This is a genomic window from Kluyvera genomosp. 1, assembly GCF_001266615.1.
Taxonomy (GTDB): domain Bacteria; phylum Pseudomonadota; class Gammaproteobacteria; order Enterobacterales; family Enterobacteriaceae; genus Kluyvera; species Kluyvera cryocrescens_A.
The window spans coordinates 33,184-56,538 of the sequence record NZ_LGHZ01000047.1 but is presented as its reverse complement, the minus strand read 5'-3'; the positions used below and the strand labels follow the sequence as shown (position 1 = coordinate 56,538).

The 23,355-nt window shown below is 53.2% G+C and carries 22 protein-coding genes, 1 tRNA gene and 1 pseudogene; 16 read left to right on the top strand and 8 right to left on the bottom strand.

The window, feature by feature from the left end:
- Nucleotides 1–96: 96 nt before the first annotated feature.
- Nucleotides 97–172 (top strand) — tRNA-Trp (locus KP80_RS20795).
- Nucleotides 173–271: 99 nt separating this feature from the next.
- Here KP80_RS20795 and hdfR read toward each other — a convergent pair.
- The gene (hdfR, locus tag KP80_RS20790; RefSeq protein ID WP_052285545.1) at nt 272–1,090 is read right to left on the bottom strand and encodes an HTH-type transcriptional regulator HdfR; all 819 of its coding nucleotides are present in this window, start codon (nt 1,088–1,090) and stop codon (nt 272–274) included.
- 118 nt (nt 1,091–1,208) lie between these two features.
- Here hdfR and KP80_RS20785 point away from each other — a divergent pair, with 118 nt between their 5' ends.
- Complete coding sequence (locus KP80_RS20785) at nt 1,209–1,547, top strand: DUF413 domain-containing protein (RefSeq protein ID WP_052285544.1); 339 nt, start codon at nt 1,209–1,211, stop codon at nt 1,545–1,547.
- A 25-nt stretch (nt 1,548–1,572) separates the two neighbouring features.
- On the opposite strand, the gene KP80_RS20780 is transcribed toward KP80_RS20785, so the two are convergent.
- Nucleotides 1,573–3,093 (bottom strand): YifB family Mg chelatase-like AAA ATPase, encoded by a 1,521-nt coding sequence (locus tag KP80_RS20780; RefSeq protein WP_052285543.1) that lies wholly within the window; start codon nt 3,091–3,093, stop codon nt 1,573–1,575.
- Between the two features lie 352 nt (nt 3,094–3,445).
- Between KP80_RS20780 and ilvL the strand changes: the two genes are divergently transcribed.
- The 6 genes from ilvL (at nt 3,446) to ilvA (ending at nt 10,001) form a co-directional block, all read left to right on the top strand.
- Nucleotides 3,446–3,544 carry an ilv operon leader peptide gene (ilvL, locus tag KP80_RS22735; protein WP_072129181.1) on the top strand — a complete coding sequence of 33 codons (99 nt, stop codon included), beginning with the start codon at nt 3,446–3,448 and terminating at the stop codon, nt 3,542–3,544.
- A 139-nt stretch (nt 3,545–3,683) separates the two neighbouring features.
- Nucleotides 3,684–5,330, top strand: a complete 1,647-nt coding sequence (gene ilvG, locus KP80_RS20775) for an acetolactate synthase 2 catalytic subunit (protein ID WP_052285542.1) — start codon at nt 3,684–3,686, stop codon at nt 5,328–5,330.
- Nucleotides 5,327–5,593, top strand: a complete 267-nt coding sequence (gene ilvM, locus KP80_RS20770) for an acetolactate synthase 2 small subunit (RefSeq protein WP_052285541.1) — start codon at nt 5,327–5,329, stop codon at nt 5,591–5,593. The genes ilvG and ilvM overlap by 4 nt, the downstream gene beginning before the upstream one ends.
- Nucleotides 5,594–5,610: 17 nt before the next feature.
- Nucleotides 5,611–6,540, top strand: coding sequence for a branched-chain-amino-acid transaminase (gene ilvE / locus KP80_RS20765; protein WP_052285540.1), 930 nt, complete (start codon nt 5,611–5,613; stop codon nt 6,538–6,540).
- A 60-nt stretch (nt 6,541–6,600) separates the two neighbouring features.
- Nucleotides 6,601–8,451, top strand: coding sequence for a dihydroxy-acid dehydratase (ilvD, locus tag KP80_RS20760; RefSeq protein WP_052285539.1), 1,851 nt, complete (start codon nt 6,601–6,603; stop codon nt 8,449–8,451).
- Between the two features lie 5 nt (nt 8,452–8,456).
- Nucleotides 8,457–10,001 carry a threonine ammonia-lyase, biosynthetic gene (gene ilvA / locus KP80_RS20755; RefSeq protein ID WP_052285538.1) on the top strand — a complete coding sequence of 515 codons (1,545 nt, stop codon included), beginning with the start codon at nt 8,457–8,459 and terminating at the stop codon, nt 9,999–10,001.
- A 40-nt stretch (nt 10,002–10,041) separates the two neighbouring features.
- On the opposite strand, the gene ilvY is transcribed toward ilvA, so the two are convergent.
- Complete coding sequence (gene ilvY / locus KP80_RS20750) at nt 10,042–10,932, bottom strand: HTH-type transcriptional activator IlvY (protein ID WP_052285537.1); 891 nt, start codon at nt 10,930–10,932, stop codon at nt 10,042–10,044.
- A 151-nt stretch (nt 10,933–11,083) separates the two neighbouring features.
- On the opposite strand from ilvY, the gene ilvC reads away from it, so the two are divergent.
- Complete coding sequence (gene ilvC / locus KP80_RS20745) at nt 11,084–12,559, top strand: ketol-acid reductoisomerase (protein ID WP_052285536.1); 1,476 nt, start codon at nt 11,084–11,086, stop codon at nt 12,557–12,559.
- Nucleotides 12,560–12,612: 53 nt separating this feature from the next.
- Here ilvC and KP80_RS20740 read toward each other — a convergent pair whose 3' ends face one another.
- Nucleotides 12,613–13,227, bottom strand: coding sequence for an SAM-dependent methyltransferase (locus tag KP80_RS20740; RefSeq protein ID WP_052285535.1), 615 nt, complete (start codon nt 13,225–13,227; stop codon nt 12,613–12,615).
- Between the two features lie 182 nt (nt 13,228–13,409).
- On the opposite strand from KP80_RS20740, the gene KP80_RS20735 reads away from it, so the two are divergent.
- Both KP80_RS20735 and KP80_RS20730 read left to right on the top strand, forming a co-directional pair.
- Nucleotides 13,410–13,847 (top strand): RrF2 family transcriptional regulator, encoded by a 438-nt coding sequence (locus KP80_RS20735; protein WP_052285534.1) that lies wholly within the window; start codon nt 13,410–13,412, stop codon nt 13,845–13,847.
- Complete coding sequence (locus tag KP80_RS20730; RefSeq protein ID WP_052285533.1) at nt 13,847–14,212, top strand: hypothetical protein; 366 nt, start codon at nt 13,847–13,849, stop codon at nt 14,210–14,212. Before KP80_RS20735 ends, KP80_RS20730 begins: the two co-directional genes overlap by 1 nt.
- A gap of 54 nt (nt 14,213–14,266) precedes the next feature.
- On the opposite strand, the gene ppiC (KP80_RS20725) is transcribed toward KP80_RS20730, so the two are convergent.
- Together ppiC (KP80_RS20725) and ppiC (KP80_RS20720) are read right to left on the bottom strand one after the other, a co-directional pair.
- On the bottom strand, nt 14,267–14,548 hold the full coding sequence (gene ppiC / locus KP80_RS20725; RefSeq protein WP_052285532.1) for a peptidylprolyl isomerase PpiC: 282 nt from the start codon (nt 14,546–14,548) through the stop codon (nt 14,267–14,269).
- Nucleotides 14,549–14,598: 50 nt separating this feature from the next.
- Nucleotides 14,599–14,880, bottom strand: coding sequence for a peptidylprolyl isomerase PpiC (ppiC, locus tag KP80_RS20720; protein ID WP_052285531.1), 282 nt, complete (start codon nt 14,878–14,880; stop codon nt 14,599–14,601).
- A 115-nt stretch (nt 14,881–14,995) separates the two neighbouring features.
- Here ppiC (KP80_RS20720) and rep point away from each other — a divergent pair, with 115 nt between their 5' ends.
- Complete coding sequence (gene rep, locus KP80_RS20715; RefSeq protein ID WP_052285530.1) at nt 14,996–17,020, top strand: DNA helicase Rep; 2,025 nt, start codon at nt 14,996–14,998, stop codon at nt 17,018–17,020.
- Between the two features lie 37 nt (nt 17,021–17,057).
- On the opposite strand, the gene gppA is transcribed toward rep, so the two are convergent.
- Both gppA and rhlB read right to left on the bottom strand, forming a co-directional pair.
- A complete protein-coding gene (gene gppA, locus KP80_RS20710; RefSeq protein WP_052285529.1) occupies nt 17,058–18,539 on the bottom strand; it encodes a guanosine-5'-triphosphate,3'-diphosphate diphosphatase in 1,482 nt (493 codons plus the stop codon).
- Nucleotides 18,540–18,674: 135 nt separating this feature from the next.
- On the bottom strand, nt 18,675–19,940 hold the full coding sequence (gene rhlB / locus KP80_RS20705; RefSeq protein ID WP_052285528.1) for an ATP-dependent RNA helicase RhlB: 1,266 nt from the start codon (nt 19,938–19,940) through the stop codon (nt 18,675–18,677).
- A 143-nt stretch (nt 19,941–20,083) separates the two neighbouring features.
- Between rhlB and trxA the strand changes: the two genes are divergently transcribed.
- The 4 genes and pseudogenes from trxA to wecA all read left to right on the top strand — a co-directional run bounded on the left by trxA (nt 20,084) and on the right by wecA (nt 23,348).
- Nucleotides 20,084–20,413 carry a thioredoxin TrxA gene (gene trxA, locus KP80_RS20700; protein WP_002883224.1) on the top strand — a complete coding sequence of 110 codons (330 nt, stop codon included), beginning with the start codon at nt 20,084–20,086 and terminating at the stop codon, nt 20,411–20,413.
- 137 nt (nt 20,414–20,550) lie between these two features.
- Nucleotides 20,551–20,655 (top strand): annotated as a pseudogene (locus KP80_RS23365) (hypothetical protein); the annotation flags it as partial.
- Between the two features lie 89 nt (nt 20,656–20,744).
- Nucleotides 20,745–22,004, top strand: coding sequence for a transcription termination factor Rho (rho, locus tag KP80_RS20695; RefSeq protein ID WP_052285527.1), 1,260 nt, complete (start codon nt 20,745–20,747; stop codon nt 22,002–22,004).
- Nucleotides 22,005–22,244: 240 nt separating this feature from the next.
- A complete protein-coding gene (gene wecA / locus KP80_RS20690; RefSeq protein WP_052285526.1) occupies nt 22,245–23,348 on the top strand; it encodes a UDP-N-acetylglucosamine--undecaprenyl-phosphate N-acetylglucosaminephosphotransferase in 1,104 nt (367 codons plus the stop codon).
- Nucleotides 23,349–23,355 lie beyond the last annotated feature (7 nt).

Genomic DNA, 23,355 nt, shown 5'->3' with positions numbered 1-23,355 from the left:
AGATGTGTATAAGAGACAGCGTCCGTTCCGCCACTTATTTAAGATTAAGCCTGCTAAAATAGCAGGCTTAATGATAAGAAAAATTAAGAAAGATTTAGGGGCGTAGCTCAGTTGGTAGAGCACCGGTCTCCAAAACCGGGTGTCGCGAGTTCGAGTCTCTCCGCCCCTGCCATATATAATCCTTTGCTTCGGCGAAGGATTTTTTTTGTCTAAAATTTGCCTCTCTAAAGGCCCAAAGTTATTTCCTCCGGGCCAAAACTCTCTGCGAAAATTAAAAAACGTTATTTTTCAATATGTCGTAAATCTGCGCCTGTTTGTCGCTATTTTGCAGCCAAATTGCGTATAAAGGGCGTGAGATGGGTGAGCCGTCGGTAACCGGATAGAGTTCATTTTGTTCCAGAGCCCAGGCTGTAGGTAACCAGGTACAACCTTTCAGCGGTAAAAGCTGGCGGCGAGCCAAACTGGCAGAGCTGGTAGTTAAGAGGGGGATATCATCTCCGGCGATTAACCCAGCTTCATGCTGCTGAAAATCCGCGCCCCATTCTAAGCGAAGGTAATTAAGCTCCGATTTGACCGCCATCGGCATTGCGCAGTAAAGCTCGAGCGGGAAATGCCCTAAGAGCTGGCTGCTGAATTCATCCATTTTGGGCGTTTCTGTGGTGATCAGTAGGTCGAGCTGGCGTTCATGTAACTGCTTTACCAACGATTGTCGCTGGGCAATCCGCGCTTCAAACTGTAGCGTATCATCTGCCTGGTAAAGCCTGGCAAGCCATTCATTGAGCATACACTCCCACAGCGAGGCGCTGGCACCGATAGAAAATTCGTTGTGTCGTGAGGTATTTGCCACCTCTTTACGTGCCGCCTGCCAGGTACTCATCAACGTTTCGGCATAGGGAAGAAGTTTCTCCCCTGCTGCAGTGAGGCGGATGTTATTACGATGGCGGGTGAACAGGTTTACTCCGAGCTGGTTTTCTAACTGACGGATGCGAAAACTGACCGCAGATTGTGTCAGATAGAGCGCTTCCGCGGCCCGCCCAAAGTGGCGAGTTCTGCTCACTTCGAGGAAAGTTTTCAGCAATTCGGTATCCACAGCTTTCTCCGCAATTTTTTTTGTCGTAATGATTTAAATCTTTTGTTTTACACTCTGTCAAGCGTATCTAATACTCCGCGCCATAAATAGCTCGGCCAAAGAATTAGGAGCGTGTAGGATGGCGGAAAGCTTTACGACGACTAATCGTTTTTTCGATAATAAAAATTATCCGCGCGGGTTCTCTCGGCATGGTGATTTCACCATCAAAGAGGCTCAGCTGTTGGAGCGTTACGGCTTTGCCTATAACGAACTCGATCTCGGTAAGCGCGAGCCTGTGACCGAAGAAGAGCAGCAGTTCCTCGCGGTATGCCGCGGTGAACGTGAGCCGGTGACGGAAGCCGAACGCGTATGGCACAAGTATGTGACGCGTATTAAGCGTCCAAAGCGCTTCCATACTCTGTCTGGTGGCAAGCCACAGGTAGAAGGTGCTGAAGACTACACCGACAGCGACGATTAATAAAAAAGGGGCTCAGGCCCCTTTTTTATTGCAGCAAAGTTTGCAGATGCAGCAGCATTCTGTCGATACCACGATAACTTAGCGCTTCCTGCAGATGATGCCTCGCTATAAATTCAGCTCCCTCCATATCCGCTAGCGTACGTGAAACTTTCAACAGACGTTGCCAGGCCCGTATAGAAAGTCCCAACCGTATTAACGTCTGTTCCAGCCAAAGAGCATCATCATGATGTAACGTGCAGTGCAGCTTGATCTCGCTACTACTCAGGTGAGTGTTAAGTTTATCCTGCCGAGCATACTGAAGGCGCTGAGTGGCCATTACCCGTTTTTGTACCATCAGGCTACTTTCTCCCGGCTGAACCGGTTGGCTAAGCAAGCCTGGCGGTGGGAGTGGAATCTCCAGTGACAAATCGAAGCGGTCAAGGAATGGCCCCGAGAGGCGATTCAGGTAGCGTAAGGTTTGCTCCGGCGTGCAGCGATTATGCTGTCCTTCATAGTGACCGGTTGGGCTAGGATTCATTGCGGCAATGAGTTGGAAACGAGCCGGATACGTAATTTTTGCTCGCGTGCGGGAAATGTGAATCTTGCCAGACTCAATAGGTTCCCGTAGCGCGTCCAGAACCCGGCGTTCAAACTCCGGCAGCTCGTCCAGGAACAAGATGCCATTATGAGCCAGTGAAATCTCTCCGGGAGCCGGTATTGATCCACCGCCGACCATGGCAGCTAGCGATGCGCTGTGGTGTGGTGCGCGAAACGGACGACAGCGCCATTGGGTTCGTACATCGCCAATATTTCCCAAACTGATGATTGCGGCACTTTCCAGCGCTTCGCGATCATTCAGCGGGGGTAATAACCCGCGTAATCGACTGGCAAGCATGGTTTTTCCCGTGCCGGGAGGGCCAATTAGCAGCAGATTATGTCCTCCAGTCGCCGCGATTTCTAACGCCCGCTTACCTTGTTGTTGACCGATAACGTCGCTGAGATCTTCACTGTTCTCAAAGGCCGGGAGCGTTTCAGGTGGCGGGAGACGCAGCATCTGTTTCCCTTCAAGAAAGGCACAGACCTCAAGAAGATGGCTGGCGACTAGACAGTCGCTACCACCCAGTAGCCCGACCAGCGGAGCATTCTCTTCTGCAACAATAATTTGCCGTCCGGCATCAATGGCTTCTCTTGCTGCAGATATCGCCCCAGGAATACCGCGTAGTGCGCCCGTAAGCGCCAGTTCACCCACAAACTCATATTGGCCCAGTTTATCGCTGTTAAGCTGCTCAGAGGCCGCCAGAAGCGCAATAGCGATAGGCAAATCATATCTCCCCCCTTCTTTGGGGAGGTCGGCGGGGGCAAGGTTAATGGTGATCTTTTTAGCTGGGAAGGTATAACCGCTGTTGATGATGGCGCTACGTACCCGATCCCGCGACTCTTTGACGGTCGTTTCTGGTAACCCAACCATAATAAGGCCTGGTAGACCCTGACTGATATGAACTTCAATGGTAATGAGCGGGGCATTCACCCCCAGCGCAGCGCGCGTGTAAACAACAGATAGCGACATAATTCCTCCCAGGATGGCGGATTATGTCTGATCAGTTCTTGGCGTTAATGGTTTTTTCCCGTATTTACGCTGCTTATTCGCGTTTTTTAACTTCTTTTCACCACATTTCATCGAGTGAGGAATCACGATCGCATTTTGATGAACTTGTTTCCTGCAATCTTTAATTGTTATTGGACCTAAACGCAAAAAGGTGAAATTTTTTCATTTCATAATTTTTGTATATAAAACAAATCGTTTTAATTAATTCATTAGCATGATAAGCAATGGGGTCATAAAAAAAACTTGTGTAATTTGTGATGTCTGTGGTAACTCTGTAGGTATTCCTTCGAACAAGATGCAAGAACAAACAAAAATGAAAGCCCTTCTACTAGTGATTAGCCTGGTCGTGATTAGCGTGGTGGTGATTATTATCCCACCGTGCGGGGCTGCACTTGGACGAGGAAAGGCTTAGAAATCAAGCCTTAACGAACTAAGACCCCCGCACCGAAAGGTCCGGGGGTTTTTTTATGACTTAAAAACAATAACGAGGAGCAGAGAATGAGTACTAGCATAAAATTCTGTTTCTCACGATCTGCGGCGGGGAACTAACTATGAATGGCGCACAGTGGGTGGTACATGCGTTGCGAGCGCAGGGAGTCGAAACGGTATTTGGCTATCCAGGTGGTGCCATTATGCCCGTTTACGACGCTCTGTATGACGGCGGCGTAGAGCATCTGCTGTGTCGACACGAGCAGGGCGCAGCAATGGCGGCTATCGGTTATGCTCGCGCTACCGGTAGAACCGGTGTTTGTATTGCCACATCCGGTCCAGGTGCAACCAACCTGATCACTGGTTTAGCCGATGCGCTGCTCGATTCTGTTCCCGTTGTTGCCATCACCGGTCAGGTTGCCGCACCCTTCATCGGGACGGACGCCTTCCAGGAAGTGGATGTTCTCGGTTTGTCGCTGGCCTGCACCAAACACAGTTTCCTCGTGCAATCCCTGGAAGAGCTGCCACGCGTAATGGCGGAAGCATTCAAGGTGGCAAACTCAGGCCGTCCAGGCCCGGTACTGGTTGATATTCCTAAAGACATTCAGGTTGCTCAGGGTGATTTAGAGCCCTATTTCTCGACCGTAGAAAGTCATGACGATTTCCCGCACAGCGAAATGGCGCAGGCCAAACACATGCTGGCGCAGGCGAAAAAGCCGATGCTGTATGTGGGTGGTGGTGTCGGGATGGCGCAGGCGGTTCCAGCGTTGCGTGAGTTTATGGCGGTGACCCATATCCCTGCGGCCTGCACCTTGAAAGGTTTAGGGACGGTACCTGCGGAATATCCGTACTATCTGGGTATGCTGGGAATGCACGGTACCAAAGCGGCCAATCTGGCAGTACAGGAGTGCGATCTGCTGATCGCCGTGGGTGCGCGTTTTGATGACCGCGTAACCGGCAAGCTCAATACCTTCGCTCCACATGCCAAAGTTATCCATATGGATATCGACCCCGCAGAAATGAACAAACTGCGCCAGGTGCATGTCGCGCTGCAAGGTGACCTGAACGCGCTGCTGCCGGCCTTACAGCAGTCGCTGGCGATTGACACCTGGTGCGAGCATAGCGCGGCGATGCGTGCTGAACACGGCTGGCGCTACGATCACCCGGGTGACGCCATCTACGCGCCGCTGCTGCTCAAGCAACTGTCTGACAAAAAGCCAGCGGATAGCGTGGTGACAACCGATGTTGGCCAGCATCAAATGTGGTCGGCTCAACACATGACCTACACTCGCCCGGAGAATTTCATCACCTCCAGCGGTTTAGGCACCATGGGCTTTGGCCTGCCGGCCGCCGTAGGTGCCCAGGTGGCGCGACCGAACGATACGGTCATCTGTATCTCCGGTGACGGCTCCTTCATGATGAATGTTCAGGAGTTGGGCACCGTAAAACGCAAGCAGTTACCGCTGAAGATTGTATTACTCGACAACCAGCGGTTAGGGATGGTTCGACAATGGCAGCAGCTGTTCTTCCAGGAACGTTATAGCGAAACCACCCTGACCGATAACCCCGATTTCCTCACGTTGGCCAGTGCCTTCGGCATCCCAGGCCAACATATCACCCGTAAAGACCAGGTTGAAGCGGCACTCGACACCATGCTGGCAAGCGAAGGCCCGTACCTGCTTCATGTCTCAATTGACGAACTTGAGAATGTCTGGCCACTGGTGCCGCCTGGCGCCAGCAACTCACAAATGCTGGAGAAATTATCATGATGCAACATCAGGTCAACGTGCAGGCCCGCTTCAACCCGGAAACCTTAGAACGCGTCTTACGTGTGGTCCGCCATCGTGGTTTTCAAATTTGCTCGATGAATATGGAAACCGCCAGCGACGCGCAGAATATAAATATTGAACTGACCGTTGCCAGCCAGCGTCCGGTCGACTTACTGTTTAGTCAATTGAATAAACTGGTGGACGTGGCCTCGGTTGCCGTTCAGCAGTGTACAAGCACATCACAACAACAAATTCGCGCCTGAGCGCAATAGGAAGAGAAATGACGACGAAAAAAGCGGATTACATCTGGTTCAACGGAGAGATGGTACGTTGGGAAGAGGCGAAAGTGCACGTCATGTCCCACGCATTACACTACGGGACTTCCGTATTTGAAGGTATCCGTTGCTACGACTCTCACAAAGGCCCGGTCGTTTTCCGCCACCGCGAGCACATGCAGCGCCTGCGTGACTCTGCCAAAATCTATCGTTTCCCGGTCTCTCAAAGCGTTGATGAGCTGATGGAAGCCTGCCGTGAAGTGCTGCGTAAAAATAATCTGACCAGCGCTTATATCCGTCCTCTGGTCTTCGTTGGTGACGTTGGCATGGGTGTGAACCCACCTGAAGGCTATACCACCGACGTGATCATCGCGGCGTTCCCGTGGGGGGCTTATCTGGGCGCCGAAGCGCTGGATCAGGGGATCGATGCGATGGTCTCTTCCTGGAATCGTGCGGCACCCAACACCATCCCAACTGCTGCGAAGGCGGGCGGTAACTATCTCTCTTCGCTGCTGGTTGGCAGCGAAGCGCGCCGTCATGGCTATCAGGAAGGTATCGCGTTGGATGTTAACGGCTACCTGTCCGAAGGGGCCGGCGAAAACCTGTTTGAAGTGAAAGATGGCGTTCTGTTCACACCACCGTTTACCTCTTCCGCGCTGCCGGGTATCACCCGCGATGCGATTATTAAGCTGGCGAAAGAGATTGGTATTGAAGTGCGTGAGCAGGTGCTGTCCCGTGAATCCCTGTACCTGGCGGATGAAGTGTTTATGTCCGGTACTGCCGCCGAAATTACGCCGGTACGCAGCGTTGATGGTATTCAGGTTGGCGAAGGCCGCTGTGGCCCGGTCACCAAACGTATTCAGCAAGCATTCTTTGGCCTCTTCACCGGTGAAACCGAGGATAAATGGGGCTGGTTGGATCAGGTTAATCAATAAGATAGAAATGGGGCGGCACGCACCGTCCCACTAACGAGACAGAGACTGGGAGTACAAAGCATGCCTAAATACCGTTCCGCCACCACCACCCACGGCCGCAATATGGCGGGCGCCCGCGCACTGTGGCGCGCCACCGGGATGACCGATGATGACTTCGGCAAACCGATTATCGCTGTCGTAAACTCGTTTACCCAGTTCGTGCCGGGTCACGTTCACCTGCGCGACCTTGGTAAACTGGTTGCTGAGCAGATCGAAGCCTCCGGCGGCGTGGCGAAAGAGTTCAACACCATTGCTGTCGATGATGGTATCGCGATGGGCCACGGTGGCATGCTGTACTCACTGCCATCTCGCGAACTGATTGCCGACTCTGTCGAATACATGGTTAACGCCCACTGCGCCGACGCGATGGTGTGTATCTCCAACTGCGACAAAATCACCCCGGGGATGCTCATGGCTTCCCTGCGCCTGAATATTCCGGTGATTTTTGTTTCCGGCGGCCCAATGGAAGCCGGGAAAACCAAACTGTCCGATAAGATCATTAAGCTCGATCTGGTCGACGCAATGATTCAGGGTGCAGATCCAAAAGTGTCCGACTCTCAGAGTGAGCAAATCGAACGCTCCGCTTGCCCAACCTGCGGCTCCTGTTCCGGTATGTTCACCGCCAACTCAATGAACTGTCTGACCGAAGCGCTGGGCCTGTCGCAGCCGGGCAACGGCTCGCTGCTGGCAACGCACGCCGACCGTAAAGAGCTGTTCCTCAACGCCGGCAAGCGCATCGTTGAGCTGACCAAACGCTACTACGAGCAGGATGACGTGAGCGCGCTGCCGCGTAATATCGCCAACAAATCGGCGTTTGAAAATGCCATGACTCTGGATATCGCCATGGGTGGTTCCACTAACACCGTTCTGCACCTGCTGGCTGCCGCGCAGGAAGCAGAAATTGATTTCACCATGAGTGATATCGACAAGCTGTCTCGTAAAGTGCCGCAGCTGTGTAAGGTGGCGCCAAGTACCCAGAAATACCATATGGAAGATGTCCATCGTGCGGGTGGCGTGTTGGGGATTTTAGGCGAACTGGATCGCGCTGAGCTGCTGAACCGTAATGTGAAAAATGTGCTGGGGCTGACGCTGCCGCAAACGCTGGACCGTTACGATGTGATGCTGACCCAGGACGACGCGGTCAAAAAAATGTTCCGCGCGGGCCCGGCGGGCATTCGCACCACCCAGGCGTTCTCGCAGGACTGTCGCTGGGATACGCTGGATGACGATCGTGCTGAAGGCTGTATCCGTTCACTGGAACATGCCTATAGCAAAGATGGTGGTCTGGCTGTGCTGTACGGTAACTTCGCGGAAAACGGCTGTATCGTAAAAACCGCCGGTGTAGATGACAGCATCTTGAAATTCACCGGCCCGGCCAAAGTGTATGAAAGTCAGGACGAAGCGGTAGACGCTATTCTCGGTGGTAAAGTGGTTGCCGGCGACGTGGTGGTGATTCGCTACGAAGGGCCAAAAGGCGGGCCAGGCATGCAGGAAATGCTCTACCCAACCACCTTCCTGAAGTCTATGGGCTTGGGCAAAGCCTGTGCGCTGGTAACCGACGGTCGTTTCTCCGGCGGGACCTCCGGTCTGTCTATCGGCCACGTTTCCCCGGAAGCGGCCAGCGGTGGCAACATCGCGATTATCGAAGATGGCGACATGATTGCTATCGACATTCCGAACCGTGGTATTCAGCTGCAGTTGAGCGATGCGGAAATCGCCGCACGCCGTGAAGCGCAAGAAGCGCGCGGTGACAAAGCCTGGACGCCGAAAGACCGTCAACGGCAGGTTTCCTTTGCCCTTCGCGCCTATGCCAGCCTGGCAACCAGCGCTGACAAAGGTGCGGTGCGCGATAAATCCAAACTGGGAGGTTAACCACCATGGCGGACTCACAGCCCCTATCCGGTACCCCTGAGGGTGCCGAGTATCTCAGAGCGGTGCTACGCGCACCGGTCTACGAAGCGGTACAGGTGACGCCGCTACAGAAAATGGACAAGCTCTCTTCACGCCTCGACAACGTTGTCCTGGTCAAGCGTGAAGACCGTCAGCCGGTGCACAGCTTCAAGCTGCGCGGTGCCTACGCGATGATGGCTGGCTTAACTCCTGAGCAGAAGTCGCATGGGGTGATCACCGCCTCTGCAGGTAACCATGCGCAGGGCGTCGCTTTCTCAGCTTCCCGCCTGGGGGTCAAAGCGCTGATCGTGATGCCGGTCGCCACTGCGGATATCAAGGTCGATGCCGTTCGCGGTTTCGGCGGTGAGGTCCTCCTGCATGGTGCCAACTTTGACGAAGCCAAAGCGAAAGCGATTGAGCTGTCACAGCAGCAGGGTTTCACCTGGGTGCCGCCGTTCGATCATCCGATGGTGATTGCCGGGCAGGGCACGCTGGCACTGGAGCTGTTGCAGCAGGACGCACATCTTGACCGGGTGTTTGTGCCGGTCGGCGGTGGCGGTCTGGCTGCCGGCGTGGCGGTGCTGATCAAACAGCTGATGCCGCAGATCAAAGTGATTGCCGTTGAAGCCGAAGATTCCGCTTGCCTGAAGGCGGCGCTGGATGCGGGTCATCCGGTGGATTTACCGCGCGTTGGGCTGTTTGCCGAAGGCGTTGCGGTGAAGCGCATCGGTGATGAAACGTTCCGTCTCTGTCAGGAGTATCTCGACGACATTATCACCGTCGATAGCGATGCAATCTGCGCGGCGATGAAAGACCTGTTCGAAGATGTGCGTGCGGTGGCTGAACCTTCTGGTGCCTTGGCGCTGGCGGGGATGAAAAAATATATTGCCCAACATGATATTCACGGCGAGCGTCTGGCGCATGTGCTCTCGGGTGCTAACGTCAACTTTCACGGCCTGCGCTACGTATCCGAACGCTGCGAGCTAGGGGAACAGCGTGAAGCGCTGTTGGCGGTGACCATTCCGGAAGAAAAGGGCAGCTTCCTGAAGTTCTGCCAGTTGCTGGGTGGCCGCTCGGTAACCGAGTTTAACTACCGCTACGCCAATGACAAAAATGCCTGCATCTTTGTTGGCGTGCGCCTGAGCCGTGGCCTGGAAGAGCGTAAAGAGATCCTCCAGATGCTCAACGAAGGTGGCTATAGCGTGGTGGATCTGTCCGATGATGAAATGGCGAAGCTGCATGTTCGCTATATGGTCGGTGGGCGTCCATCGCAACCGCTGCAGGAACGTTTGTACAGCTTTGAATTCCCGGAATCCCCGGGGGCGCTGCTGAAATTCCTGCATACCTTAGGCACGCACTGGAATATTTCGCTGTTCCACTATCGCAGCCACGGTACCGACTACGGCCGCGTGCTGGCGGCATTTGAGCTAGGTGACAATGAGCCGGACTTCGAAACCCGGCTCAATGAACTGGGCTACGACTGCCACAACGAAACCCACAATCCCGCGTTCCGCTTCTTCCTCGCGGGCTAACAGTAGCGGGTGATGCGCATAAGTTGCCACCCGACAACTATCAGTGGTTCGGCAATAGTGACCAGAACGCATCAACAAGCGGCTCATGTAGCCGCTTTTTTTGTGCACAAACGCCAAGTTCAAACGGCGTTTTTTCGTCGCTGCGCTCCAGAATCATCACGCGGTTGCGCACGGGTTCGGGACTGTTTTCCAGCACCACCTCCGGTAGCAGCGCCACGCCGCAGCCGAGCGCGACCATTGACACCATCGCTTCATGACCGCCAACAGTGGCGTAAATCGACGGGTTGCTGATTTTATGACGGCGGAACCATAGCTCAATGCGGCGGCGTACCGGGCCCTGATCGGCCATGATAAATGGCACCGTCGGCCAGTCTGGATTCTCAACCGACACCTGATTACGCACCGGACAAGGGAGCGCAGGGGCGATCAGCACCACTGCCAGATTCTCCAGCATGGAGAATGCCACCGCGCCCGGTAGCGTTTCCGGCTTCCCGGCAATCGCCAGGTCGGCCTCCCCGGTCACCACTTTGTCCATTGCATCGGCGGCATCGCCGGTGGTGAGTTTGATTTCCACCGACGGATGCTCAGCGCGGAAACGATCGAGAATCGGCGGCAAATGGCTGTAGGCGGCGGTAACGGAACAGAAAATGTGTAGCTCACCCGACAGCGATGGGCCCTGCTGGTCAAGTGTGTGGCGCAATTGCTGATATTGCAGTAGCGTTTGTTGGGCGAAAATGCGCAGCTCTTCACCCGCTTCGGTGAGCGTCACCGTGCGGTTATCACGCACAAAAAGCGGTTGGCCGAGGTCTTCTTCCAGCCGCTGGATCTGCCGGGAAAGCGTGGAGGGGCTGACGTGCATCGCCCGGGCGCTGCGGCCAAAATGGCGGCTTTCCGCCAGATGCAGGAAGGTTTTGAGATCGCGTAAATCCACAGATCGTACTCCACGATTTTACGTTGCACTAATTGCAACGTGACGTTGTGAATATATCAATTTCCGCAATAAATTTCCTGTCATATAGTGGGTCCATTCTCGCAAAAGCGAACCGAACAATAAGACACACAACATCACGGAGTACACCATCATGGCTAACTACTTTAATACACTGAATCTGCGCCAGCAGCTGGCACAGCTGGGCAAATGTCGCTTTATGGGCCGCGACGAATTCGCCGATGGCGCAAGCTACCTTCAGGGTAAAAAAGTGGTCATCGTCGGCTGTGGCGCTCAGGGTCTGAACCAGGGTCTGAACATGCGTGACTCCGGTCTGGACATCGCTTACGCGCTGCGTAACGAAGCGATCGCTGAAAAACGCGCTTCCTGGCGTAAAGCGACCGAGAATGGTTTCAAAGTCGGGACTTATGAAGAACTGATTCCTCAGGCTGACCTGGTGGTTAACCTGACGCCAGACAAACAGCACTCTGACGTTGTACGTTCCGTACAGCCCCTGATGAAAGACGGCGCGGCGCTGGGCTATTCCCACGGCTTTAACATCGTGGAAGTCGGTGAGCAAATCCGTAAAGATATCACCGTAGTGATGGTGGCGCCGAAGTGCCCTGGTACCGAAGTGCGTGAAGAATACAAGCGTGGTTTCGGTGTACCGACGCTTATCGCGGTTCACCCAGAAAACGATCCGAAAGGCGAAGGTATGGCGATTGCCAAAGCCTGGGCCGCAGCAACTGGCGGTCACCGCGCGGGCGTTCTGGAGTCTTCCTTCGTAGCAGAAGTGAAATCTGACCTGATGGGTGAGCAGACTATCCTGTGCGGCATGCTGCAGGCCGGTTCTCTGCTGTGCTTCGACAAACTGGTTCAGGAAGGTACTGACCCGGCATACGCAGAAAAACTGATTCAGTTTGGCTGGGAAACTATCACCGAAGCGCTGAAACAGGGCGGTATCACCCTGATGATGGACCGTCTGTCTAACCCGGCGAAGCTGCGTGCTTATGCGCTGTCCGAACAGCTGAAAGAGATCATGGCGCCGCTGTTCCAGAAGCACATGGATGACATCATCTCCGGCGAATTCTCTTCCGGCATGATGGCTGACTGGGCGAACGACGATAAGAAACTGCTCGGCTGGCGCGAAGAGACTGGTAAAACCGCGTTCGAAACGGCTGCACAGTTCGAAGGTAAAATCGGTGAGCAGGAGTACTTCGATAAAGGCGTACTGATGATCGCGATGGTGAAAGCAGGCGTTGAGCTGGCGTTTGAAACCATGGTTGATTCCGGCATCATCGAAGAGTCTGCTTACTACGAATCACTGCACGAGCTGCCGCTGATTGCGAACACCATCGCGCGTAAGCGTCTCTATGAGATGAACGTGGTTATCTCCGATACCGCAGAATACGGTAACTACCTGTTCTCTTACGCTTGCGTACCGCTGCTGAAATCGTTCATGACTGAAATTCAGCCGGGCGATTTGGGCAAAGCGATTGCTGAAGGCGCAGTGGACAACGCGCAGCTGCGTGATGTGAATGAAGCCATTCGCGGCCACGCTATCGAGCAGGTTGGCAAGAAACTGCGTGGCTACATGACCGATATGAAACGTATCGCTGTCGCTGGCTAATACAATCCCGTTATCATCCGGCCCGGTCTGCGCCTCGCGACCGGGCCGTTTTTTTATGCGCGTTTCAGCGCGACCACCGCATCAGAAACCTCATCCTGCTGCCCTTCCGGCCCGATCATTACTCGCGAGACTTCTTCGCAGAACGCCACTTCCCAACCCTGAGGTAGCGGGCCTAACGACGCCAGCACTTCGCTTGCCGGCAGGAATGGACGAACATGTTTAGACCAACTGGGGACTTTGCCGTGTGACGTGATCAGTAGCAATCCGTCCGGCGCGAGATGGCTAAACGCAGTGCGAAAAAGGGTGGCGCGATCGAAATCCAGCGGTGACTCGAGGAAAGAGGCGGCGATCAGGTCGAATTCACCGGACGGAAAAGTTTGCGTGAGATCGTGGCGTTCAAAAGTGATATTCACGCCAGCACGGGCGGCATTGGCTGAAGCGTATTCAATGGCGCGATGCGAAAGATCCACCGCCGTGACCTGCCAGCCCTGCATTGCCAACCATACCGCGTCATCTCCCCGACCACAGCCTAATTCCAGCGCTTTGCCTGGGATTAACGCTTCGGTAAAACGTACCAGTATTCGCCCCGGGATCCCGTTCGAGAGGGGCGACATGGCGTCGTAATGTGCTTCCCAGAAGTTCTCTGGCGTTTGTTCTACGTTGTGCATCTCCACCTCGATGGCCGGTTATTATTTCATGTAATATTTAAAGTAACATAAGATTCCTTTTCGTCAATGATCGAAAGGAAAAAGATAAATTTCATTATTTATTAGTGTCTTGAGTTTATTATTTGTTTTATTTCTTTGGCTGGGATTGCCAAATTTAGAGTTTATGTAATATCGTAAGTTACATGAAAACGAACAACTCATTCTCCGCAACGCTGCATATTCTGCTGCACATGCAGCAGATGGATAAGCCTCTGACTTCGGAGCAGATGGCGGCCTTTATCGAAGGCAATCCGGCATTCATCCGCAAGCTGCTCGCTGGGCTACGGGAAAATAACATCGTTTGTGCCACCAAAGGGCATCACGGCGGTTGGCGGCTGTGCCGGCCGGTGGATGCAATCACGCTTCACGATATCTACATGGCATTGGGTGAACCGGCGCTGTTTGCTATTGGTAACCGCAGCGAGAACCCGCAGTGTCTGGTTGAGCAAGGCGTGAATCGGGTGATGTCGGCTACGCTCGCTGACGCGCAAACATTGATTCTCGATCGCTTTAAGAGCCTCACTTTGCACGATATTGGCAGCGAATTTATCAGCTACTTCAACGACAAAGGCCACGACTAATGATTGCTACCTTAACAACCTGTCTGATGATTGCCCTGGCAGCCAGCAGTATTTCAATGACGGTAACGCAAACGGAATTGTTTGCCGCATTCCGAGAATGGACAGCAAAAAAGAACGCGCTGATGGGTCATCTTTTCCAGTGTTTTTACTGTTTAAGTCACTGGGTGGTTTTTGCCGGAATGGTGGTGTATCGCCCGGCATTGCTGAACAGTGGATTTGTATTGATTGACTTGGCGATGACGGCGTTTATCACCATTACTGTCACCACTTTGATTAGCGGTCTGATGTTCAAGGTCTTCCAGGCGGCGATTCGCACTCACGTGATGAAGCACGAAGCCCAGCAGATCTTACAAGCACATAAATAAAAAAAAGCCTCTCTTTGCAGAGAGGCTTTTTTTATCTCGGCCTGATAAGGCGAATTAGTTGCGGTACAGCACTTTAATGATGTGGTAGCCGAACTGCGTGTGCAGTGGGCCAGTAGGCTCCAGCACCGGGCAAGAGAACACCACTTTATCGAACGCGGGAACCATCTGACCCTGGCGGAATTCACCCAGGTGGCCGCCTTTTTTACCTGATGGACAGGTAGAGTGCTTCTTCGCCAGCTTCTCAAAGTCGGCGCCATTTTTAATCTGCTCCAGAAGATCCAGTGCCAGTTGTTCTTCTTTTACAAGGATATGCAGTGCTGCTGCTGTTTTAGCCATGATTTGTGCCTTCAAAGGGGGAGATATCAGGCTGGCGATTTTAGCACGGCTTATCGGCGATATAGCACTTTGATGATGTGGTAGCCATATTTGGTCTTTACCGGCCCGTAAGGTTTTAGTAACGGGCAGCTAAACACGGCGGCATCGAACGGCCCAACCATGACGCCCTGTTTGAATTCACCCAGATCCCCACCGTTGCGCCCGGAAGGACAGCGTGAGTAGCGTTTGGCCAAATGATCAAAACTGATCCCACGCTCCAGTTTGCTGAGGATCTCAAGGGCCAGTTTCTCTTCTTTTACCAGAATATGCAGGGCTGCTGCGCTCTTCATCATGGGCTCATACTCATCAACGGATTTCTGCCCAACACTTTACCATTCGGCGGGTAAATCTCAGCCCGACTTTCTGCTACAATCCACACCCCCGTGTTTATAGATTGAGCAATACGTCATGCGTTTGAACCCCGGACAACAACAAGCCGTCGAATTCGTCACCGGACCCTGCCTGGTGCTGGCGGGTGCTGGATCCGGTAAGACCCGCGTTATCACCAATAAAATTGCCCACCTGATCCACCAGTGTGGCTACCAGGCGCGGCATATCGCAGCGGTCACCTTTACCAACAAAGCGGCGCGCGAGATGAAAGAGCGTGTGGCGCAGACATTGGGACGCAAAGAGGCACGTGGGCTGATGATCTCGACCTTCCATACCCTGGGGCTGGATATCATCAAGCGTGAGTATGCGGCGCTGGGGATGAAGTCGAACTTCTCCTTATTCGACGACACCGATCAGACAGCGCTGCTGAAAGATTTGACCGAAGGGCTAATCGAAGACGATAAAGTGCTTTTCCAGCAGCTGATTTCGACGATCTCCAACTGGAAAAACGATCTGATGACGCCCGCGCAGGCGGCCGCCACTGCGAAAGGCGAGCGCGACAGGATCTTTGCCCATTGCTATGGCCTGTACGATGCGCATATGAAGGCCTGCAACGTACTGGACTTTGATGACCTGATTTTACTGCCGACGCTTCTGTTGCAGCGAAATGAAGAGGTACGCGAGCGCTGGCAAAATAAAATTCGCTACCTGCTGGTGGATGAATATCAGGATACCAACACCAGCCAATATGAGTTGGTTAAGCTGCTGGTGGGCCAACGCGCCCGTTTTACCGTCGTGGGTGATGACGATCAGTCTATCTACTCATGGCGCGGCGCGCGCCCGCAAAACCTGGTGCTGCTGAGCAAAGATTTCCCGGCGCTGCAGGTGATTAAGCTCGAGCAGAACTACCGTTCCTCCGGGCGTATCCTGAAGGCGGCGAATATTCTTATCGCCAATAATCCGCACGTATTTGAAAAACGTCTGTTCTCCGAACTGGGTTACGGTAAAGAGCTCAAAGTATTGAGCGCGAACAATGAAGAGCACGAAGCGGAGCGCGTAACCGGTGAGCTTATCGCCCATCACTTCGTTAATAAAACGGAATATAAGGATTACGCGATTCTTTATCGTGGCAACCACCAGTCGCGGGTGTTCGAAAAATTCCTGATGCAAAACCGCATCCCGTACAAAATTTCCGGCGGCACCTCGTTCTTCTCGCGTCCTGAAATTAAAGATCTGCTCGCGTATCTGCGCGTGCTGAGCAACCCGGATGATGACAGTGCCTTCCTGCGCATCGTCAACACGCCAAAGCGTGAGATTGGTTCGGCGACGCTGCAAAAACTCGGCGAGTGGGCGACGACTCGCAACAAGAGTCTGTTTACCGCCAGTTTTGATATGGGGCTGAACCAAACGCTGACCGGACGTGGCTATGAGTCGTTAACGCGTTTTACCCACTGGCTGGGGGAAGTGCAGCGTCTGGCTGAGCGAGAACCCATAACCGCAGTACGCGATCTGATCCACGGTATCGACTACGAATCCTGGCTGTTTGAAACCTCGCCAAGCCCGAAGGCGGCCGAAATGCGCATGAAAAACGTCAACACGCTGTTTGGCTGGATGACGGAAATGCTGGAAGGTAGCGAGCTGGAAGAACCGATGACGCTCACTCAGGTGGTGACCCGCTTTACGCTGCGCGACATGATGGAACGCGGCGAAAGCGAGGAAGATATGGATCAGGTGCAGCTCATGACCCTTCATGCCTCTAAAGGGCTGGAATTCCCTTACGTTTTCCTCGTCGGGATGGAGGAGGGGCTGCTGCCACACCAGAGCAGTATCGATGAAGATAACGTCGATGAAGAACGTCGTCTGGCCTACGTTGGGATCACTCGCGCGCAGAAAGAGCTTATTTTCACGCTGTGCAAAGAACGCCGTCAGTATGGTGAACTGGTGCGGCCCGAGCCGAGCCGTTTCCTGCTGGAGCTACCGCAAGATGACGTTGCGTGGGAGCAAGAGCGCAAAGTGATCACTGCTGAAGAACGGATGCAGAAAGGGCAGAGCCACTTGGCAAATCTGAAAGCGATGATGGCGGCGAAGAAAGCGAAATCGTAAGCCGGATAAGCTGGTGCTATCCGGCTATTGTTTAAGGTTATCGCACTTCTAAAGGCCAGTGGACATAGCTTTGCCACTGGCTTTCTTGATCGATCGTCTCTTTACCCAGCGGATGTTGCTCCAGCCAACCTTTTGGCAGCGTAAGGGTCAGGCTTTCCTCTTTGACCTGCAGCGTCATATTCGGTACCAGATCGTCACGGCGACGGCTGGCGAAAATAATCGCCAGGCGTAATAGGCGGCAGAGATGCTCGGCCGCGCGCGGAGGCACGGCATTTTGCTGGTGGAGCGATGAAAGGTCGATAGGGTTAGTCTGGTTGAGCAACAAGGTAGCCAACAGCTTCTTTTGCGCAGGGGTAAAGCCTGGCAAATCGAGATTGCGCACCAGATAGGCGGCGTGCTGCGGAGCTTGTTTAAAATCAACACTCAGGCCGATTTCATGCAAAGCGCAGGCGCTTAACAGCAGTTCGCGGCTTAATGGCTCCAGATCCCAACTGTTGCCGACCTGATCGACAAAACGGGCAGCCAGCTGTGCGACGCGGTTAGCCTGCTCGGTATCCACCATAAAACGGCGCTGAATATTGCGTAACGTGCGGCTGCGAATGTCTTCGTCCACCGCCAGATGCAGCATGCCGTAGACCAGGCCTTCGCGAAGTGCACCACCGGCCAGCGTCATGCACTGGATATCCAGCTCGGTGAAGATGGCGATAAGAATCGCCAGCCCGCTTGGGAAGACCAGCGCACGTTCCAGCGTCAGCCCTTCAATTTCCAGCTCTTCCAGACGCCCGCATTGGATAGCGCGCTGTTTAAGCTGCTGAAGTTTGGCGAGGGTAATGCGTTCATCCATCCCCTGCGCCATCATGATTTCTTGTAACGCCTGAACCGTTCCGGATGCGCCAACGCAAACTTTCCAGCCGTGCTGACGCAATTCGTCGGCAACCGGTTTGAGCACTTCACGTGCCGCACGTTCGGCTTCGTCGAAATGTTCCTGTGCCAGGTTACGATCGGTAAAGTAGCGCTCAAGCCAGGTAACGCAGCCCATCGACAGGCTGAACAGTGACGTTGTTTGCGCACCGGTGCCGGTAACTAGTTCGGTGCTGGCACCGCCGATATCAACCACTAAACGGCGATCGTCGCCGCCGGTAGTGTGCGCAACACCCTGATAAATCAGGCGCGCTTCTTCTTCGCCACGGATAACCTGCACCGGGCAGCCGAGAATTTCCTGGGCTTTGGCGATAAAGACATCGGCATTAACGGCAAGACGCAGCGTTGCAGTCGCAACAATACGAATTTGGGTCGGGGGAATATCTTGTAAACGTTCGGCGAACAGGCGCAGGCACTGCCATCCACGTTCCATGGCCTCTGTGGACAACATGTTGTCCCGGTTGAGCCCGCCAGCCAGACGCACTTTGCGCTTTATGCGCGTGAGCGTCTGGATACTTCCCGCCACCTCGCGAACCAGCAGCATATGAAAACTATTAGAACCAAGGTCTATAGCTGCATAAAGCGAGGTGGAAGTCATACACTTCATCCTTCAAATTGTCTCTGCGTTGACTGCGCGCGCTCACCCGAATCACTTACTAATGTAAGCTCATCGGGATTCGTTTGCTTGCCGCCTTGATAAAATTCGAATGATTTTGTGTATGGCATAATGTATTTAACCTGAACGACGACGGTTACGTGGTGCGCCAGAACGACGCGGGCCATTGCCCTGACGAACACGCGTCAGACGTAATGGTTTTGGCAGTTCAGTCAACAGCGCATCCGGGTTGTACTTACTGACCGGAATAGAGTGGCCAGTGTAGGTTTCAATCGCCGGTAAGTTCAGTGCGTACTCTTCACAAGCCAGGCTGATGGAGTGTCCGCTAGCGCCTGCGCGCCCGGTACGGCCGATGCGGTGAACGTAGTCTTCACAGTCGTCCGGTAGATCGTAGTTAAACACGTGCGTCACGGCTGGGATATGCAGGCCGCGTGCAGCAACGTCGGTTGCCACCAGAATGTCGATATCACCGCTGGTGAAATCTTCCAGAATACGCAGGCGTTTTTTCTGTGCGACGTCACCGGTCAGCAGGCCTACGCGATGCCCGTCTGCTGCCAGATGGCCCCAGATGTCTTCACAGCGGTGCTTGGTGTTGGCGAAGATAATCGCGCGGTCTGGCCACTCTTCTTCCAGCAGCGTTTGCAGTAAACGCATTTTTTCTTCATTGGAAGGGTAGAACAGCTCTTCTTTAATACGGTGACCCGTTTTCTGCTCTGGCTCGACTTCCACGTACTCGGCGTTGTTCATTTGCTCGAACGCCAGTTCGCGGACGCGGTAAGACAGCGTTGCAGAGAACAGCATATTCAGACGCTGGTTGGTCGGCGGCATACGACGGAACAGCCAACGGATATCTTTAATAAAGCCCAGATCGTACATACGATCGGCTTCATCCAGTACCACCACCTGAATCGCGCCCAGGTTGATGTGGTTCTGTTTTGCATAATCAATAAGACGGCCAGTGGTGCCGATCAGGATATCGACGCCGCTCTCCAGCACTTTCAGCTGTTTGTCATAGCCGTCACCGCCGTAGGCCAGGCCCAATTTCAGGCCGGTCGCCTGAGCCAGTGGCTCAGCATCGGCGTGAATCTGTACGGCCAGCTCACGGGTTGGCGCCATAATTAAGGCGCGCGGTTGGTTCACCTGACGGTCTGCACTCGCCGGGTGAGAAAGGAGATAATGAAACGTGGACGTCAGAAACGCCATCGTTTTTCCGGTACCGGTTTGCGCCTGTCCAGCCACATCACGTCCGGCAAGCGTCAGCGGCAAAGCCAGCGCCTGAATGGGCGTGCAATTATAAAACCCTTTAGTTTCAAGGGCTTCAACCACTTTAGGGTGCAGGGCGAAGTCGGAAAACTTCTGTTCTGTTAAATGTGTTTTGCTCATAGTGTGGTAGAATATCAGCTTACTATTGCATTAAGAAAGCGTATCCGGTGAAATAACGTCAACCTTTGTTGGCGAAGTTAACATCAACACCTCGTTGGTTAATGCTACACCAACACACCAGGCTTATTCCTGTGGAGTTAAATATGAGCGATAAAATTATTCACCTGACTGACGACAGTTTTGACACGGACGTACTCAAAGCTGACGGGCTGACACTCGTCGATTTCTGGGCAGAGTGGTGCGGTCCGTGCAAAATGATCGCCCCGATTCTGGATGAAATCGCCGAGGAGTATCAGGGTAAACTGACCGTTGCTAAACTGAACATCGATCAGAACCCAGGCACTGCCCCTAAGTATGGCATCCGCGGTATCCCGACGCTGCTGCTGTTCAAGAACGGCGAAGTTGCAGCAACTAAAGTTGGCGCGCTGTCTAAAGGCCAGCTGAAAGAGTTCCTCGACGCTAACCTGGCGTAAGAAATTCGGTTTGGGCGTCCAGTGTTCTTAAATTAAGCAGAACTCTGGACGCCCGGCTTCAGTCGTGCTAAGTTATTTTTGACTTCGTTTTAAACATACCTTGTTTGAATCTTGTTTTATCCAAACCTCCCGTTGCGATGTATGACGTCAGAGGTGGAAAAATTCCAGGTTTGTCACTCTTTCCGTCTTGTCGTTTCAGTTCTGCGTACTCTCCTGTGACCAGGCAGCGAACAGACATGAGTGATGGCCGTAAACAGGCACGGATGACCCTGCCATACCATTCACAACATTAAGTTCGAGATTTCCCCCAAGTTTAAGAACTCACACCATTATGAATCTTACCGAATTAAAGAATACGCCGGTTTCTGAGCTGATTACTCTCGGCGAAAATATGGGTCTGGAAAACCAGGCACGTATGCGCAAGCAGGACATTATTTTTGCCATCCTGAAGCAGCACGCAAAGAGTGGCGAAGATATCTTTGGTGACGGTGTACTGGAGATATTGCAGGATGGATTTGGTTTCCTCCGCTCTGGAGACAGCTCCTACCTCGCCGGTCCCGATGATATCTACGTTTCCCCTAGCCAAATCCGCCGTTTCAATCTCCGCACTGGTGACACCATTTCGGGTAAGATCCGTCCGCCGAAAGAGGGTGAGCGTTACTTTGCGCTGTTGAAAGTTAACGAAGTTAACTACGACAAGCCGGAAAACTCGCGCAACAAGATCCTGTTTGAGAACTTAACCCCGCTGCACGCAAACTCTCGTCTGCGTATGGAGCGTGGTAACGGTTCTACCGAAGATTTAACCGCTCGCGTTCTGGATCTGGCATCGCCAATCGGTCGCGGTCAGCGTGGTCTGATTGTGGCACCGCCAAAAGCCGGTAAAACCATGCTGCTGCAGAACATCGCGCAGAGCATCGCGTATAACCACCCAGACTGCGTACTGATGGTTCTGCTGATTGATGAACGTCCGGAAGAAGTGACCGAGATGCAGCGTCTGGTTAAAGGCGAAGTCATTGCTTCCACCTTTGACGAACCGGCATCTCGTCACGTTCAGGTCGCTGAAATGGTTATCGAGAAAGCGAAACGTCTGGTTGAACACAAGAAAGACGTTATCATCCTGCTCGACTCCATCACCCGTCTGGCCCGTGCCTACAACACCGTGGTACCAGCTTCCGGTAAAGTATTGACCGGTGGTGTCGACGCTAACGCCCTGCACCGTCCGAAGCGTTTCTTCGGTGCGGCACGTAATGTGGAAGAGGGCGGCAGCCTGACGATTATTGCCACCGCGTTGGTGGATACCGGCTCTAAAATGGATGAAGTTATCTACGAAGAGTTTAAAGGTACCGGCAACATGGAACTGCACCTCTCTCGTAAGATTGCTGAAAAACGCGTCTTCCCGGCTATCGACTACAACCGTTCTGGTACCCGTAAAGAAGAGCTACTCACCACTCAAGAAGAGCTGCAGAAAATGTGGATCCTGCGCAAAATCATCCACCCAATGGGTGAGATTGATGCGATGGAATTCCTCATCAATAAGTTGGCAATGACCAAAACTAACGACGACTTCTTCGACATGATGAAACGCTCGTAAAACCTGGTTTTTGACGACAAACGCCACACTTTTGTGTGGCGTTTTTGTTTTTAGGAGTTTAGGTGATACGGCTTCGCATTTTTTTCACGGACAATTACGGTTTACAGCTACAATAAGAGTTAGTTTGTAAAATCGGTTATAAATCAGGCGAGTTTACCCAACATTCATCAGACCTGCTCTTCTGATGAGCCGCTATCGTGGGTATACTTTCGCTATTAATATTCGCAGCGAGTATAAATTGTGAGTTTACTGACCGTCGGTACTGACTTGATCAGTATTTTTTTATTCACCACCGTATTCCTTTTTTTCGCCCGTAAAGCGGCTAAAAAGGTCGGTTTGGTGGATAGACCTAATTATCGTAAACGTCACCAGGGGCTTATTCCGCTAGTGGGTGGCATCTCGGTTTACGCCGGGATCTGCTTAACTTTTGCGATTGCAGATTACTACATTCCTCATGCCTTCTTGTACCTGGCCTGTGCTGGTGTTCTGGTGCTGGTGGGTGCCCTTGACGATCGCTATGACATCAGTGTGAAAATCCGCGCAACTATCCAGGCGCTGATTGGCATCGTGATGATGACGGCAGGCAATTTATACCTCCGCAGCCTGGGTTATATCTTCGGTTCGTGGGAACTGGTGCTTGGGCCGTTTGGCTTCTTCCTCACTCTGTTTGCCGTTTGGGCAGTGATTAATGCCTTCAACATGGTTGACGGGATTGACGGTCTTCTCGGCGGCTTGTCGAGCGTTAGTTTTGGTGCAATTGGGCTTATTCTGTGGTTTGACGGTCAGACGAGTCTTGCCATGTGGTGCTTCGCGATGATTGCCGCCATTCTGCCGTACATCATGCTGAATCTAGGTGTGCTGGGGCGTCGCTATAAAGTGTTTATGGGCGATGCGGGCAGTACGCTGATTGGTTTTACGGTTATCTGGATCCTGCTGGAAACCACTCAAGGGACACACCATCCTATCAGCCCGGTCACCGCGCTGTGGATTGTCGCCATTCCGTTGATGGATATGGTGGCAATCATGTACCGCCGGCTGCGTAAGGGGATGAGCCCATTCTCCGCTGACCGTCAACACATTCACCATCTGATCATGCGCGCAGGCTTTACTTCTCGTCAGGCGCTGGTGCTGATCACCGTTGCCGCTGCGCTGTTGGCCGGAATCGGAGTCCTGGCTGAGTACACGCGCGTTGTGCCTGAATGGGTCATGCTGCTACTGTTCTTCGTGGCCTTTGGCATGTATGGGTACTGCATTAAGCGGGCCTGGAAAGTGGCGCGTTTTATTAAACGTATGAAGCGCAGAATGCGTCGGAACAGTGAAAACCATCCAAAATTAACCAAGTAAAACTGGG

Excerpts from the sequence above, each read along its gene's own strand:
- KP80_RS20785 (WP_052285544.1), top strand. The coding sequence starts at position 1,209 with ATGGCGGAAAGCTTTACGACGACTAATCGTTTTTTCGATAATAAAAAT.
- KP80_RS20780 (WP_052285543.1), bottom strand. The coding sequence starts at position 3,093 with ATGTCGCTATCTGTTGTTTACACGCGCGCTGCGCTGGGGGTGAATGCC.
- ilvL (WP_072129181.1), top strand. The coding sequence starts at position 3,446 with ATGAAAGCCCTTCTACTAGTGATTAGCCTGGTCGTGATTAGCGTGGTG.
- ilvG (WP_052285542.1), top strand. The coding sequence starts at position 3,684 with ATGAATGGCGCACAGTGGGTGGTACATGCGTTGCGAGCGCAGGGAGTC.
- ilvM (WP_052285541.1), top strand. The coding sequence starts at position 5,327 with ATGATGCAACATCAGGTCAACGTGCAGGCCCGCTTCAACCCGGAAACC.
- ilvE (WP_052285540.1), top strand. The coding sequence starts at position 5,611 with ATGACGACGAAAAAAGCGGATTACATCTGGTTCAACGGAGAGATGGTA.
- ilvD (WP_052285539.1), top strand. The coding sequence starts at position 6,601 with ATGCCTAAATACCGTTCCGCCACCACCACCCACGGCCGCAATATGGCG.
- ilvA (WP_052285538.1), top strand. The coding sequence starts at position 8,457 with ATGGCGGACTCACAGCCCCTATCCGGTACCCCTGAGGGTGCCGAGTAT.
- ilvC (WP_052285536.1), top strand. The coding sequence starts at position 11,084 with ATGGCTAACTACTTTAATACACTGAATCTGCGCCAGCAGCTGGCACAG.
- KP80_RS20740 (WP_052285535.1), bottom strand. The coding sequence starts at position 13,227 with ATGCACAACGTAGAACAAACGCCAGAGAACTTCTGGGAAGCACATTAC.
- KP80_RS20735 (WP_052285534.1), top strand. The coding sequence starts at position 13,410 with ATGAAAACGAACAACTCATTCTCCGCAACGCTGCATATTCTGCTGCAC.
- KP80_RS20730 (WP_052285533.1), top strand. The coding sequence starts at position 13,847 with ATGATTGCTACCTTAACAACCTGTCTGATGATTGCCCTGGCAGCCAGC.
- ppiC (WP_052285532.1), bottom strand. The coding sequence starts at position 14,548 with ATGGCTAAAACAGCAGCAGCACTGCATATCCTTGTAAAAGAAGAACAA.
- ppiC (WP_052285531.1), bottom strand. The coding sequence starts at position 14,880 with ATGATGAAGAGCGCAGCAGCCCTGCATATTCTGGTAAAAGAAGAGAAA.
- rep (WP_052285530.1), top strand. The coding sequence starts at position 14,996 with ATGCGTTTGAACCCCGGACAACAACAAGCCGTCGAATTCGTCACCGGA.
- gppA (WP_052285529.1), bottom strand. The coding sequence starts at position 18,539 with ATGACTTCCACCTCGCTTTATGCAGCTATAGACCTTGGTTCTAATAGT.
- rhlB (WP_052285528.1), bottom strand. The coding sequence starts at position 19,940 with ATGAGCAAAACACATTTAACAGAACAGAAGTTTTCCGACTTCGCCCTG.
- trxA (WP_002883224.1), top strand. The coding sequence starts at position 20,084 with ATGAGCGATAAAATTATTCACCTGACTGACGACAGTTTTGACACGGAC.
- rho (WP_052285527.1), top strand. The coding sequence starts at position 20,745 with ATGAATCTTACCGAATTAAAGAATACGCCGGTTTCTGAGCTGATTACT.